Annotated in this window: 12 protein-coding genes; 8 read left to right on the forward strand and 4 right to left on the reverse strand. The window is 68.5% G+C overall.

Features of this window, described 5'->3' with window-relative positions:
* Positions 1–30: 30 nt before the first annotated feature.
* The gene (locus tag BMY25_RS00870; protein ID WP_092494704.1) at positions 31–1,437 is read right to left on the reverse strand and encodes a M16 family metallopeptidase; all 1,407 of its coding nucleotides are present in this window, start codon (positions 1,435–1,437) and stop codon (positions 31–33) included.
* A 180-nt stretch (positions 1,438–1,617) separates the two neighbouring features.
* Here BMY25_RS00870 and BMY25_RS00875 point away from each other — a divergent pair, with 180 nt between their 5' ends.
* The 6 genes from BMY25_RS00875 to mutL all read left to right on the forward strand — a co-directional run bounded on the left by BMY25_RS00875 (position 1,618) and on the right by mutL (position 10,008).
* A complete protein-coding gene (locus tag BMY25_RS00875) occupies positions 1,618–2,463 on the forward strand; it encodes a TIGR01459 family HAD-type hydrolase (protein ID WP_092494705.1) in 846 nt (281 codons plus the stop codon).
* A gap of 119 nt (positions 2,464–2,582) precedes the next feature.
* Positions 2,583–3,593 (forward strand): bifunctional riboflavin kinase/FAD synthetase, encoded by a 1,011-nt coding sequence (locus BMY25_RS00880; protein ID WP_092494706.1) that lies wholly within the window; start codon positions 2,583–2,585, stop codon positions 3,591–3,593.
* Positions 3,594–3,842: 249 nt separating this feature from the next.
* A complete protein-coding gene (gene ileS, locus BMY25_RS00885; protein ID WP_092494707.1) occupies positions 3,843–6,767 on the forward strand; it encodes an isoleucine--tRNA ligase in 2,925 nt (974 codons plus the stop codon).
* A complete protein-coding gene (gene lspA / locus BMY25_RS00890) occupies positions 6,764–7,264 on the forward strand; it encodes a signal peptidase II (RefSeq protein ID WP_092494708.1) in 501 nt (166 codons plus the stop codon). Before ileS ends, lspA begins: the two co-directional genes overlap by 4 nt.
* Before the next feature lie 124 nt (positions 7,265–7,388).
* On the forward strand, positions 7,389–8,000 hold the full coding sequence (locus BMY25_RS00895; protein ID WP_092494709.1) for a hypothetical protein: 612 nt from the start codon (positions 7,389–7,391) through the stop codon (positions 7,998–8,000).
* Between the two features lie 127 nt (positions 8,001–8,127).
* A complete protein-coding gene (gene mutL, locus BMY25_RS00900; protein WP_092494710.1) occupies positions 8,128–10,008 on the forward strand; it encodes a DNA mismatch repair endonuclease MutL in 1,881 nt (626 codons plus the stop codon).
* On the opposite strand, the gene rsmD is transcribed toward mutL, so the two are convergent.
* Positions 10,005–10,574, reverse strand: a complete 570-nt coding sequence (gene rsmD / locus BMY25_RS00905; protein WP_092495130.1) for a 16S rRNA (guanine(966)-N(2))-methyltransferase RsmD — start codon at positions 10,572–10,574, stop codon at positions 10,005–10,007. The genes mutL and rsmD overlap by 4 nt on opposite strands.
* Positions 10,549–12,357, reverse strand: coding sequence for a pseudouridine synthase (locus tag BMY25_RS00910; protein WP_092495131.1), 1,809 nt, complete (start codon positions 12,355–12,357; stop codon positions 10,549–10,551). Before BMY25_RS00910 ends, rsmD begins: the two co-directional genes overlap by 26 nt.
* A gap of 54 nt (positions 12,358–12,411) precedes the next feature.
* On the opposite strand from BMY25_RS00910, the gene BMY25_RS00915 reads away from it, so the two are divergent.
* Together BMY25_RS00915 and ubiA are read left to right on the forward strand one after the other, a co-directional pair.
* Positions 12,412–12,864, forward strand: a complete 453-nt coding sequence (locus BMY25_RS00915) for a nucleoside deaminase (protein ID WP_092494711.1) — start codon at positions 12,412–12,414, stop codon at positions 12,862–12,864.
* Positions 12,865–12,922: 58 nt separating this feature from the next.
* Positions 12,923–13,876, forward strand: a complete 954-nt coding sequence (ubiA, locus tag BMY25_RS00920; protein ID WP_092494712.1) for a 4-hydroxybenzoate octaprenyltransferase — start codon at positions 12,923–12,925, stop codon at positions 13,874–13,876.
* Positions 13,877–13,891: 15 nt separating this feature from the next.
* On the opposite strand, the gene BMY25_RS00925 is transcribed toward ubiA, so the two are convergent.
* Positions 13,892–14,422 (reverse strand): DUF6101 family protein, encoded by a 531-nt coding sequence (locus tag BMY25_RS00925; RefSeq protein WP_092494713.1) that lies wholly within the window; start codon positions 14,420–14,422, stop codon positions 13,892–13,894.
* Between the last annotated feature and the right edge of the window lie 29 nt (positions 14,423–14,451).

Genomic DNA, 14,451 nt, shown 5'->3' on the forward strand with positions numbered 1-14,451 from the left:
CGGATGGGAAGAAGGGGCGGGAAGCGGCGTTCAGGCCGCTTCGCTCTGGGGCTCGCTCAGGGACTCGCCGTGGGGCCCGTTCTGCGGCGCGCCGGAATCGGCCGGCTCGGCGAGGGGCTCCAGATAGCCGGTGGCGGTCTGGTCCTCGCGGAGGTAGCGCCGGGCGACGTCGCGAACGTCGTCGGCGCTGACGGCGTCGATCTGCGACGGCCAGTTCTGGATCTCGGCCAGCGTGCTGCCGGTGACGAGCGCCGTGCCGATGATGCGGGCCATCGCCTGCTGGCTGTCCTGCGCGTAGATCGCCTGCGCGAGCACCGCGTTCCGGGCGCGGCGAAGCTCGTCGTCGCTGATCCCGCCTGTCGCCAGCCTGGCGATTTCGGCCTGCATGGCATCGGTCAGCGCCTGCAGCGTCACCCCGGCCTTCGGTACGCCGTAGACGATGAAGCGCGTGTTATCGATGCCCGACGACTGGTAATAGGCGCCGGCATAGGTGGCCGGGCCATTGCCGCGCACGAGATTGTCGTAGAAACGGCTGGTCGTGTTGCCGCCGAGGATCTCGGCGAGGATCGTCAGCGCTTCCGCCTCGTGCTTTTCCGAGGTCCGCTTGGACGGCACGATGTAGACGCGCTGCACCTGCGGCTCGCGCACCTTCTCGTCGCGGACCGTGATCGCGCGTGCGCCGGCGGACGGCGGTTCGGCCGGGCGCGGCGCGCGCTCCAGGTCGGTGCGGCCGGCGATCTGGCCGTAGGTCAGGTCCGCGAGGCGGCGCACCTCTTCGGCCGTCACGTCGCCGGCCACCACCAGCACCGCGTTGGCGGGCGTGTAATAGCGATTGTAGAAATCCAGAGCCGCGGTGCGGTTCAGCGCCTCGATCTCATGCATCCAGCCGATCACCGGCTTTCCGTACGGGTGGTTCATGTAGAGGATGCGTGCGAGCTGCTCGCTCATCTGCGCGCCGGGATCGTTGTCGATCCGCAGGCGCCGCTCCTCGATCACCACGTCGCGCTCGGTCGCGACCTGCTCGTCGGCCAGCGTCAAATGTCTCATGCGGTCGGCCTCGAAGGCCATCATCTCGCCGAGGTTCTCCTTGGCGACACGCTGGAAATAAGCCGTGTAGTCGAGCGTGGTGAAGGCGTTCTCCTCGCCGCCGATGTCCGATACCGCCTCGGAGAACCGGCCTTCCGGATGGTTCCTGGTGCCCTTGAACATCAGGTGTTCGAAGAAGTGCGCGAGGCCCGACTGGCCGGGCTGCTCGTCGGCGGCGCCCACCTTGTACCAGACCATGTGCGTGACCACGGGGGCGCGATGATCGGGAATGACCACCACGTCCATGCCGTTGCCGAGCCGGAACTCCACCGCGTTCGGCGCGATCTTCGGCAGCGGGGCGGCATTCGCGCCCTTGTCGGGGTGCGGCGCGGGAGAGGAAGAGGCGGACATGGAAACTCCGGGGGTCAATGGCGGCAAGGGATGGCGGGTGTCTGGTGTCCCGGCCGGGACGGAATGCTTCTCTTCTGAAATCGCTTAATCCTCGGGCGCGATCCGCGTGCAGGTGTCGTTGACGCCACACCGTCGGCAGGTTACGCGCATCCCATCAGTTGCCAGGGAGCGGGAGCATCCATGATCGTGAAGCAGGTCGCAGGGCTGCAGGAGATCGCCGGATCCTATGACACGCTTCTTTGCGACGTCTGGGGTGTCTTACATAATGGCGCGGCGGCGTTTGTGCCAGCGGTCGACGCGTTGATGCGTTTTCGCGGGACAAACGGCCCCGTGATCCTGATCACCAACGCGCCCCGTCCGGGCCACTGGATCAAGGCGCAGATCAAGAGTCTCGGCGTTCCCGACGAGGCCTATGACGTGATCGTCACCTCGGGCGATGTGACGCGGGGCGTCATCGGCGCCAATCCCGGCGTGCGGCTCTTCCATCTCGGCGCCGAGCGCGACCTGCCCTTCTACGAGGGGCTGGACGTCGTGTTCGCCGACGAGGCCGATGCGGACCTGATCAGCTGCACGGGGCTGTTCGACGACGAGACGGAAACGCCGGACGACTACCGGGAATTGCTGACGCGGCTGGTGGCGCGGGGCCTCCGCATGGTCTGCGCCAATCCCGATCTCGTGGTGGAGCGGCGCGGCAAGATGGTCTACTGCGCCGGCGCGCTGGCCAGGCTCTACGAGGAGCTGGGCGGCGAGGTCGTGCTGGTGGGCAAGCCGCATGCGCCGATCTACGAGGCCGTATTGACGGAAATGCGCCTGCTCGGCCGGGCCAAGCCGCTGGCGGTGGGCGACGGCATTCCGACCGACGTGCTCGGCGCCACGCGCGCCGGGATCGACGTTCTCTTCATCACCGGCGGCATCCATGCGGGCGATTTCGGCCCGGAGGACCAGCCCGAGGCGGAGCGGGTGAGCGCAAGGCTGGAAGCGGAAAAGCTGTCGGCCGTGGGTTTCCTGCCTCGGCTGGCCTGGTAGGTCGCGGCTTGACCCGCATGCCGGGGAGAGGCACCGTCCGCCGCGTTGCAGCGCAGCAGCGCCCGGCGCGGTCCGGGACGCCGCCTGTCGCCGTGGCAGCGATCCTTGCTGGATGACACATGCATTCTGATTCACCCCCCGAGCCGATCAGCGCGCCCTATGACGCAACCCCGCCGGGCTGGCGTGGCGCGGTCGTGGCGATCGGCAATTTCGACGGGGTGCATAGCGGCCACCGCGCCGTGCTGGCCCGCGCGCGGGCAGAGGCGGACGCGCTGGGCAGCCGCTTGATAATGCTGACCTTCGATCCGCATCCGCGCGCCTTCTTCGCGCCGGGCAAACCGTTCTTCAGCCTGACGCCAGGACCGTTGAAGGCGGCGGTCGCCAAGGCCTGCGGCGTCGACGGCACCATCGTCGTACCCTTCGACCGCGACCTCTCGCTGATGTCGGCGGACGACTTCGTCAGTCACATCCTGGTCGGTCACCTCGATGTCCGCCATGCCGTCGCGGGCCACGACTTCCATTTCGGCCACGGCCGCCAGGGCACGCCGGAATTCCTTCAGGCAGCCGGCGCGCGGCAGGGCTTCGGCGTCACCATCGTGGAAGAATTCGGCGACGAGACGGGCCCGGTCTCCTCCACCCGCATCCGCGAGAAGCTGAGCCACGGCGATATCCGGGGTGCCAACGAGCTCCTTGGCTGGCGCTGGTCGGCGGCGGGAACGGTGATCCACGGCGACAAGCGCGGCCGCGTGCTCGGCTACCCAACGGCCAACATGGCGCTGGATCCCGGCTGCGAACTGCAGCATGGCATCTATGCCGTCCGCTTCGTCACCGCCGACGGTCACGTCCATGGCGGCGCGGCGAGCTTCGGCCGCCGGCCCACCTTCGACAACGGCCGCATCCTGCTGGAGACGTTTCTCTTCGACTTTTCCGGCGATCTCTACGACCAGCGGGCTCTCGTCTCCCTCGTGGATTATGTCCGGCCGGAACTCCGCTTCGAACGGATCGAGGATCTCGTCACGCAGATGGACGCGGACAGCCTGCAATGCCGGGCGACGTTGCAGAACGACCGGCCGAATGCGATCGACAAGGGCATCTATGCGCTCTGGCCGCGCGCCGCGAAGGCGGATTGACAATCATTCGCAGCGGCTTTGGGCGATTGAGGCCGTCATTGTGGCAGAGAGGCTTTTCACGGCACCTCCGCTCGGATAAAAGCCCGGGCATGATGCGCTGTGCGCCCCTTTTCTCGCGAATTACGGGCCCGGCCTCGGCCTGATCGGCTCGAACGAGCCTTGGGTGCGGGGACCGGGTGAAGCCATGCGCGCATGTGCCGGCCTTCGGCACTGCGGACCCCGAGCGAATTTGAGCTTCAAGGCCTGACGATGAGCGACAAGAAGGCGGCCACCGGCCCCGATTATTCCGAGACCCTGTTTCTTCCCAAGACCGATTTCCCGATGCGGGCGGGCCTGCCGCAGAAGGAGCCGCAGATCCTGAAGCGCTGGGAGGAGATGGACCTCTACGGCGAACTCAGGAAGAACGCGGTGGGACGGCCGAAATACGTCCTGCACGACGGTCCTCCCTACGCCAACGGCAACCTCCATATCGGCCACGCGCTGAACAAGATCCTGAAGGACGTGATCACCCGGTCGCGCCAGATGTCGGGCTTCGATTCCAACTACGTGCCGGGCTGGGACTGCCACGGCCTGCCGATCGAATGGAAGATCGAGGAGCAGTACCGCGCCCGCGGCCGCAACAAGGACGAGGTTCCGGTCAACGAGTTCCGCCGCGAGTGCCGCGAGTTCGCCGCCCATTGGGTGGGCGTGCAGGCGGCCGAGTTCGAGCGCCTCGGCGTCGTCGGCGACTTCAAGCATCCGTACAAGACGATGGACTTCGCCTCCGAGGCGGTGATCGCCGGGGAACTGATGAAGTTCGCGCTTTCCGACCAGCTCTATCGCGGCTCCAAGCCCATCATGTGGTCGGTCGTGGAGAAAACCGCGCTGGCGGAAGCGGAAGTCGAGTACCACGACTACCAGTCCGACACGATCTGGGTGAAGTTCCCCGTCACCTCCGGCCCCCGGCATCTGCGCGGCGCTTCGGTGGTGATCTGGACAACGACGCCGTGGACGATCCCCGCCAACCGGGCGATCAGCTATTCCGGCCGCGTGGCCTATGGCCTCTACGAGGTGACGGAGGCGGCCCCGGAGAACTGGGCCAAGGTCGGCGACCGGCTGATCCTTGCCGATGCGCTGGCGGCCGACGTGATGAAGCAGGCGCGCGTGGAGGCGTTCAAGCGCGTCGGCGACGTGACGGCCGAAGACTTCACCACGATGGTGTGCGCCCACCCGCTGCGTGACGCCGGCCTCGGCGGCTACGGCTTCGACGTGCCGCTGCTGGAAGGCGAGCATGTGACGGAGGATGCGGGCACCGGCTTCGTGCACACCGCGCCCGGCCACGGCCGCGAGGATTTCGAGGTCTGGATGTCGAACCGGCGCGAGCTGGAGGCGAGCGGCGTCGACACCACCATTCCCTATACCGTCGATGGCGACGGCGCGCTGACGAAAGACGCGCCGGGCTTCGAGGGCCGCCGCGTGCTCAACGACAAGGGCGAGAAGGGCGACGCCAACGGCGCGGTCATCGAGGCGCTGAGCGCGGCCGGACGGCTGGTCGCCCGCGGTCGCCTGAAGCATCAGTACCCGCATTCCTGGCGCTCCAAGAAGCCGGTGATCTTCCGCAACACGCCGCAATGGTTCATCCACATGGACCGCGACATTGCCGGCGAGGGCGACACGCTGCGCGCCCGCGCGCTGAAGGCGATCGAGGACACCACCTTCACGCCCGTCGCCGGCCAGAACCGGTTGCGCGGGATGATCGCCAACCGTCCGGACTGGGTCGTCTCGCGCCAGCGCGCCTGGGGCGTGCCGATCGCCGTCTTCATCAAGCGCGAAACCGGCGAGGTCCTGAAGGATGAAGGGGTCAACCAGCGGATCGTGGAGGCCTTCCGCGCCGAGGGCGCCGATGCGTGGTTCGCGGCTGGCGCCAAGGAGCGGTTCCTCGGCAACGGATATTCCGTCGATGAATGGGACAAGGTCGACGACATTCTCGACGTCTGGTTCGATTCCGGCTCCACCCACGCCTTCGTGCTGGAGCAGCGGCCGGACCTGAAATGGCCGGCGGATCTCTACCTCGAAGGCTCCGACCAGCATCGCGGCTGGTTCCATTCCTCGCTGCTGGAAAGCTGCGGAACGCGCGGCCGCGCGCCCTATGACGGCGTACTGACGCACGGCTTCGTCATGGACGAGGAAGGCCGCAAGATGTCGAAGTCGCTCGGCAACGTCGTCACCCCGCAGCAGGTGATCGATCAGTCCGGCGCAGATATCCTGCGCCTCTGGGTGGTCACCTCGGACTATTCGGAAGACCTCCGGATCGGCCCGGAAATCCTGAAGACCAGCATCGATTCCTACCGCAAGCTCCGCAACACGGTCCGCTGGATGCTGGGCACACTCGCCCACTTCGATCCCGCGCACACGGTCGCGCCGGCCGAGATGCCGGAGCTGGAGCGGCTGATGCTGTCCGAGCTGGCCCGGCTCGATGGAGTGGTGCGGGAAGCCTACGAGGTCTTCGACTTCAAGCGCATCGCCTTCGCGCTCTTCAACTTCATGACGGTGGACCTCTCCGCCTTCTACTTCGATGTCCGCAAGGACGTGCTCTATTGCGATCCGGCTTCTTCGAAGACCCGGCTCGCGGCCCTGACCGTGGTTGACCGGCTCTTTGACACGCTGGTGGCGTGGCTGGCGCCGCTCCTGCCCTTCACCTGCGAGGAAGCCTGGCTCGACCGCCATCCGGAGGATCGCTCGGTTCATCTCACGCCCTTTCCCGACGTGCCGGCGGAGTGGCGCGACGAAGCCCTGGAAGGGAAGTGGGAGCGTGTCCGCACGGTTCGTCGCGTGATCACCGGCGCGCTGGAAGTCGAGCGTCGGGAAAAGCGCATAGGCTCCTCGCTGGAAGCCGCTCCGCGCGTCTTCATTGCCGACGAAAGCCTGCGTCAGGCGGTGGAGGGGATCGACCTCGCCGAGATGGCCATCACCAGCCAGTTGGTGCTGGAAGCAGGTGTCGGCCCGGCGGAAGCCTTCCGTCTTTCCGACGTGCCCGGCGTTGCCGTGGTGCCGGACAAGGCCGAGGGCCGGCGCTGCGCCCGCTCCTGGAAGGTCCTGCCGGAGGTAGGCGCGGATCCGGACTTCCCGGACCTGACGCCCCGCGACGCGGCCGCCATGCGCGAATATCAGGCGATGAAGCAGGCGGCGGAATGAAGCTTTCCTTCCGGGGACCGCAGGCTTGGGGCCTTCTCGTCGCGTTGGTCGGGCTTGCGCTCGACCAGTTGCACAAATGGTGGATGGTGGGATCCTTCGATCTCGCCGATCGCGGCCGCGTGGCGCTTCTGCCCTGGCTCGACATGGTGATGACGTGGAATCACGGCGTCAGCTACGGCCTCTTCACGCAGGATAGTACCGGCGGGCGCTATGCGCTGATCGCGGTCGGCGTTCTGGGCACGCTCGCCTTTCTCTGGTGGCTCGCCACGACGAATCGCGTGCTGCCGGCGCTGTCGCTGGGCCTGATCGCGGGCGGCGCGCTGTCGAATGCCATCGATCGGCTGCATTATGGGGCGGTTGCCGACTTCTTCCTGTTCCATGTCGGCAGCTTCCAATGGTACGTCTTCAATCTCGCAGATGTCTGGATTTGCGCGGGCGTCGTGGGGATGGCGCTGTCGTGGATGACGGAGCGCCGCGAAAACGCCACGGTCGCGTGACACCGCGGGATGGCATCGAAGCAGGCTCCGTCGCAGGTCGCGCGTCCGGAACGATCGTGCTATAAGGCCGCCGGCCTCGGGAAGGGGACTTGGAATGGTGCGTAGGATTTTGGCGCCGCAGGCGATGTCGCTCGCCGCGGTGCTCGTGACGGCAGCGGGTCTCGGCGGCTGCAGCAGTGGCTTCTCCACCTATGGTACGGGTGAGCGTCCCGAATCGGCGATCTTCCACGAAGTGGGAGGCACGCTGACCGGGTCGAAAAAGGCCAAGATCGACTATTCTCCCCGGGCGCCGCTGGTGGTTCCCCCGAGCGATCAGCTGCCTGCGCCGGCCGCGGCTCCGGAAACCGCCAATGCGCAGTGGCCCGACGATCCGGACCGCCGGGTCAAGAAGAGCCGTTACGACGAAGCGAACGTCGATATTCGCGAATCCTATGAGCGGACGAAGAACCTGCCGCGCGGGACGAGCGACAACGACGCGAGCAGCAATCCCGGCATCGGTGCCGGCGGGCGCGCCTTCACCCGCCAGGACGAAATCGACGCCGCGCGCAGCCTGAATTCGCAGCAGACGCAGCGCAAGCAGTTCAAGGCCGCGCTCGCGCAGCAGAACAACGTGGCGAAGCACCGCCGCTACCTGACCGATCCGCCGGACACCCTGAAGCAGCCGGCCCCCGGCGCGCCGACGGACTTCAAGGACGTCAAGAAGCAGAATGGCGGGTTCTTCTCGCACCTCTTCTAGACGGCTCGAACCGAATATCCTGCACGGCGGCTTCGGCCGCCGTTTGCGTTTCGGCTTCCCCTCGTTTTGGCTTTAACTGAGGGCGGGACTCGGCGAGAACAGCGGAGAGCCCTCAGGGACGGATCTCTTGAGCATTCGCATTCTTCCCGACCACGTCATCAACCGCATCGCCGCCGGCGAGGTGGTGGAACGGCCTGCCAGCGTCGTGAAGGAACTGGTGGAGAATGCGATCGATGCCGGTGCGACTCGGGTCGAGGTCGCGACGGCGGGCGGCGGCAAGAGCCTGATCCGCATCTCCGACAACGGTTGCGGCATCCGCGAGCCCGATCTCGCGCTGGCGGTGGAGAGGCACTGCACCTCCAAGCTGCCCGAGGACGACCTCAGCCAGATCGGCACGCTCGGCTTTCGCGGCGAGGCGCTGGCCTCCATCGGCTCCGTGGCGCGGTTGTCCATCCTGTCGCGTCATGCCGAGGAGCCGCATGCCTGGCAGATCGCGGTGGAAGGCGGCCGGCGCAGCGAGACCGTCCCGGCCAGCCATTCCGGCGGCACCCAGATCGAGGTGCGCGACCTCTTCTTCGCGACCCCGGCGCGGCTGAAGTTCCTGCGCTCCGACCGCGCCGAGGCGACCGCGATCACCGAGGCGGTCAAGCGCCTGGCGCTCGCCCATCCCGAGATCCGCTTCACGCTGTCCGGCTCCGATCGCACGACGCTGGACTTGTCCGCGGCGCGGGGCGAGAGCGGCGCGCTTGAGCGAATGGCGCAGATCCTGGGCGCGGGATTTCGCGATAACGCCATGCCGATCGGTGGCGAGCGGGAAGGCGTTCTCCTGTCCGGCTATGCGGGGCTGCCGACCTTCAACCGCGCCAACTCGCTGCAACAGTTCATCTTCGTCAATGGTCGCCCGCTGAAGGATCCGGTGCTGGCCGGGGCGCTGCGCGCCGCTTATTCCGACGTTCTTGCCCGCGACCGATATCCCGTGCTCGCGCTCTTCATCGACCTCGATCCGGCTGACGTCGACGTCAACGTCCATCCGGCCAAGATGGAGGTGCGCTTTCGCGACCCCGGCATGATCAGGGGCCTGATCATCGGCACGATCCGCGATGCGCTGGCGCGGGAGGGCTTCCGCTCCGCGTCGACCGGCGGGCTCGCCACGCTGGACGCACTGCGCGACCGCGCCGCCGCGGGCAGCTTCACGCGGCCGCCGGAGCCGGGCACGAGCCCCGCGTGGCGGAGCTGGGCCGATCCCGCGCAGACCGTCGCGCCCGACGTCTCATCAGCCGCCTACGGCGCGTCCCCGGAGGCGGAGGCGCCCCGGCCGGCCATGGCGGAGGCCGGCTTCGCCGAGGCGCTTTCCGCCTTTGCGGTGCTGGACCGGCCCTCCGCCGATGCGCGGGCACACGTCCAGCCGGCGCCGGAGCATCTGCTGGCCCGTCCGCTCGGCGCGGCGCGGGCGCAGATCCACGAGAACTATATCGTCGCGCAGACGGGGGACGGGCTCGTCATCGTCGACCAGCACGCCGCGCATGAGCGGATCGTCTACGAGCGGCTGAAGGCTGGGCTGGAGGGCAGGGCGGTGCAGCGGCAGATGCTCCTCATCCCGGAGGTCGTGGAGCTGCCGGAAGAGGATGTCGGGCGGCTGCTCGCGCGGTCTGACGAGCTGGCGGAGATCGGCCTGGTGGTAGAGAGCTTCGGGCCGGGCGCGGTGGCCGTCACCGAAACCCCGGCCATTCTCGGCCGGGTCGACGCCCCGAAGCTCGTGCGCGACATCGCCGACGATTTCGCCGAATGGGATGCTTCCACCCGCATTCGCGAGCGGCTGGACCATGTGGCGGCGACCATGGCCTGCCACGGCTCGGTCCGCTCCGGTCGCCGGCTGAGGCCGGAAGAGATGGACGCTCTGCTTCGCGAGATGGAAGCGACGCCGCAATCCGGCCAGTGCAATCACGGCCGGCCGACTTACGTGGAACTCAAGCTGTCCGACATCGAACGCCTGTTCGGCCGACGTTAAGGGGCTGCGGCGTCCCGGAGGCGCAGCAGGAACATCTGGCTTTCGCCGACCTCGCGATGGTCGACCTGTTCGAACGCGGGCGGCAGCGCGACCTCGAGACCCGCCCGCTCCTCCAGGACGCAGACCGTCTCCGGCTTCAGCCAGCCGCCCGAACGCGCGCTTTCCAGTGCTCGCTCGCCCAGTCCCTTGCCATAGGGCGGATCGCAGAAAACGAGGTCGAAGGGCGTGATGGTGCCGGCTGCGCCGAGATCGGTTGCGTCGCGGCGCAGGATCTTTGCGACGCCGGAAAGCCCGAACGCCTCGACATTGGTGCGGATGATGCCGCGCCCTTCCGGCCCCGTCTCCACGAAGGTCGCATGCGCCGCGCCGCGCGAAATCGCTTCGACGGCGAGGGCGCCCGTGCCGGCGAAGAGGTCGAGCACGCGCGTTCCCTCGACCGGGAGGTCGTAGGAATGGTGGAGGATGTTGAAGAGCGATTCGCGCAGGCGGTCGGAAGTGGGGCGAATCTCGCCCGTCTTCGGTCCGGCCAGCGCGCGCCCCTTAAGACGGCCGCCGACGATCCGCATTGCCCGGCCTTCCGCCTCGTGTCTTGCCGCCACCGCCGCCGCCGCCTCTCGGCGGCCGATCGCCATTAGGGCCGCCCCTTGGGGGGCGATCGCCCCCAGGGCCGCCTCTCAACGGCCGGTCGCCGCCCCCGCCTCTCGACGGCCGATCTCCGCCGGGGCCGCCCCGTGGACCGTCTTCGGCGCCATTCCGGGGGTTGCTCCGTTGACCCGCACCGCGGGGGCTCTCGCTTCGGGAACCGCCGCGAGGCGCATTGCGCGGGCCATTGCCGCGCGACTCATCGCGCACGAGGCCGCCGCGAGGACCACGAGGAGCGGCCCGCCGAGGAGTCTCGCCCTCGGCCGCATCGTCGCGGTTTCGTCCGAATCTCGGTCTGGCAGCTGCCGTCTTTGTCGCTCCCGGTCTGGTCGCGCCGCGTCCGCTTGTTTCCGGCCGCTCACCGCCGAACCGATTCGCGCGCTGGGAGGCGGGCCCGTTCTCTTCGGTGCGCCGGTTTGAGCCGGCGCGCCCGGCGGTGTCCGACCGGTCGGGACGGCGAGGCCGGTTGCCGTTGTCTTCCGTTTCCCGGCGGGGAGTGTCCCGACGAGGGGCGTCCCACTGACGCGATTCGCGGCGTTCGGGCTCGCGTTCGGAGTTTCCGCCCGAACCGCGCCGGGCTCCCGGTCCCCCGAAATCCGGGCGATCGGACCGGCCCGTCACCGGCCGTTCCGCGCCCGCGCGTCTCACGCCGCGACGGTTGGCGGCCCCGTCATCAGCCGTTTCCGGCGCGAAGCGCAGGCCGGGTGCATGGCGACCGCGTCGCTTTTCCGGCACCTCGTCGCCGCCACGTCCGCGCGGCGAACGCTGCGCGTTACCCCGTCCCCCGTCCCGGTCGCCGTCGGCCTCCGGCGTTTCGCGGCGGCCTCTGGTCGATCGTGCGGCACCGCGAGAGCCGTCAACCGCCTGCCGGGGAGCCCCTTCGGGCCGCTCACCCGCCTTGCCCTGGCGGATCGGCGCCTCGAAATCGGCGTCGGCGGCTTCCGCCAGCTTTTCGCCCAGCTGGTCGCGGAGCACGCGGCCACGCACTTCGTCCACGGCGCCTTCCGGCAGGTCGTTCAGCTGGAAGGGACCGTAGGAGACGCGAATCAGCCGGTTTACGCTGAGGCCCAGATGCTCCAGCACCCGCTTCACCTCGCGGTTCTTGCCCTCGCGCAGGCCGACGGTCAGCCAGACATTCTGGCCCTGCTTGCGGTCCAGCGTCGCTTCGACGCCGCCATAGATCATGCCTTCGATGGTGACGCCCTGCTGCAGGGCATCCAGCTGCGGCTGCTCGATCGTGCCGAAGGCGCGAACGCGGTAGCGGCGCAGCCAGCCCGTGGAGGGCAGTTCCAGCACGCGGGCGAGCCCGCCGTCATTGGTGAGGAGCAGCAGCCCCTCGGTGTTGATATCGAGGCGGCCGATGGAGAGGACGCGCGGCATGTCGCGAGGCAGCGCTTCGAAAACGGTGGGCCGCCCTTCCGGATCCCGGTTGGTGGTGACGAGCCCGCGTGGCTTGTGGAAAAGCCAGAGCCGCGTCCGCTCGCGCGTGGCGAGCGGATTGCCGTCCACGGTGATCGTGTCGCTTTCCGTCACCGTCACGGCCGGTGTGGTCAGCACCTTGCCGTTCAGCGTCACGCGCCCGTCCTCGATCCAGCGCTCCGCGTCGCGACGCGAGCAGACGCCCGCCCGCGCGATCACCTTCGCGATCCGCTCGCCGCGCCCGTTATCACCGCTTTCGGCGTCGCCGCCGTCTTGTTTTTCAGTCATCTTGCCGCCACTCATTCCTTGCTCTTATCAAAGCCGCGGAACCGAAGCGAGAAGATGCGCAACAGGCCGAGCTTTATGGACATCGCGCTGGCCGAAGCGGCCGGGGCGGCAGCGCGCGGCGAGGTGCCCGTAGGCGCTGTGGTGGTCGCGGACGGCGCGGTGATCGCGCGGGCCGGCAACCGGACACGCGAGCTCAACGACGTCACCGCCCATGCCGAGATCCTGGCGATTCGCGAGGCCGCGTCGCGGCTGGCGGCGGAACGGCTGACGGAGTGCGACCTCTACGTCACGCTGGAGCCCTGCACGATGTGCGCCAGCGCGATCTCGTTCGCCCGCGTCCGGCGGCTTTATTTCGCGGCCCCCGACCCCAAGGGCGGCGGGGTCGAGCACGGCGTCCGCTTCTATGCCGCGCCCACCTGCCACCATGCGCCGGAGGTTTATTCCGGCATCGGCGAGGCGGCGGCAGCCCAGCTTCTGCGCGATTTCTTCGCCGGGCGGCGTGGATGAGGCGTCGCGGCGTCGTCGGGGATCTTGACCCGGAGCCAGCGGCAGGCGAGCAGTGGGCATGGTCAAGATCGCTCTCGCCGACCGGGTGCTTCCCGATGCCCGCCCCGCCAACTGGCTCGACCGCTACGCGCCGGACTGGCTGAAGCCTTATGGCAAGCTGGCGCGCTGGGACCGGCCGATCGGCTGGTGGCTGCTGCTCTGGCCGTGCTGGTGGTCGGCCGCCCTTGCCGCTATCGCCGGCGGGCAGGGCTGGCCGAATCTCTGGCATCTCGTGCTGTTCATGATCGGCGCCATCGCGATGCGGGGCGCCGGCTGCACCTATAACGACATCGTCGACCGCGATCTCGACGCGGGCGTCGAGCGCACGCGCATGCGGCCGATCCCCTCCGGCGCGGTGACGTCGCGGCAGGCCGTGCTGTTCCTGGTCTGCCAGGCGCTGCTCGGGCTGGTGGTGCTCTTGCAGTTCAACCGTTTCACGGTCTTGCTCGGCATCGGGTCGCTCGTCACCGTCGCGGTTTACCCCTTCATGAAGCGGGTCACCGACTGGCCGCAGCTGTTTCTCGGCTTCGCCTTTTCCTGGGGGGCGTTCCTGGGCTGGAGCGCCGTCTTCGGCCGGCTCGACTGGGCGCCCGTCCTCGTTTATTTCGCCGCGATCCTGTGGACCATCGGCTATGACACGATCTACGCGCTGCAGGACAAGGAAGACGATGCGCTGATCGGCATCCGCTCCACCGCGCGGCTCTTCGGCGACCGGAGCCGGGCGGCTATCGCCGGCTTCGATGCCGGGGCGATCGTGCTGCTGGCGGTGGCCTTCGCCCTGGCCGGGGCAGGGTCTGTGGCTTTCGCGGGGCTGGTCGTGGCCGCCGTCCATATCACCTGGCAGCTGGTGACGCTCGATCCGGAAAACCCGGAGAACTGCCTCTTCCGCTTCAAGGCCAACAGCCATACCGGCTGGATCGTCTTCGCCGGACTGGTGCTGGATGCGCTGATCCGCTTTTCCGGCGTGCTCTGACCGCCGGCTCGGCCGTCAGTGGCGGTCGAGGATGTCGGTGGGCTCGATGCGCTCGAAGCGGGCGGCTGCGTCACCGGTGCGGCGGCGGGCGAGGAAGCGGGGACGACGGGCCATGCCGCTCGGCCGGCGCGCCTCGGGAGCCGTGGCGATCACGCGGCCGATGCGACGCACGGATGTTTCCGCCGTGCCATCGGCGCCGAGCGCGGGAAGAGCCAGCGCGCGGGCCAGCCGCTCGCAGCGCTCGACCGCCTCGTCGGCATCGTCGGTTGCGAGCACGTCGACCGTGAGGCCGGGATCGCGATGGACGAGACGCACCACATAAAGGCCGTCTTCCTCAAGCAACCTGACGCCTTCGTAGAGGTTGGCGCCCACCCGCAGCATGCAGTTCACGCCAGCCACGGGGCGGACCAGCACCACGGTGCGGCGGTCGAAGGTGGTGAAGCACGCGGCGCCGTCGCCGCTGCGGGCGTTGGCCGGGTGGGGATCTCGTCCCGCGATGCCGTGGGCATTCAGGGCAAGGACGTCGTGCAGATCCGTCTGACGCATGGTTTTCTCGCGGGGTCGTTCGTTGCCGT

Source organism: Faunimonas pinastri, from assembly GCF_900110915.1.
Taxonomy (GTDB): Bacteria; Pseudomonadota; Alphaproteobacteria; order Rhizobiales; family Afifellaceae; genus Faunimonas; species Faunimonas pinastri.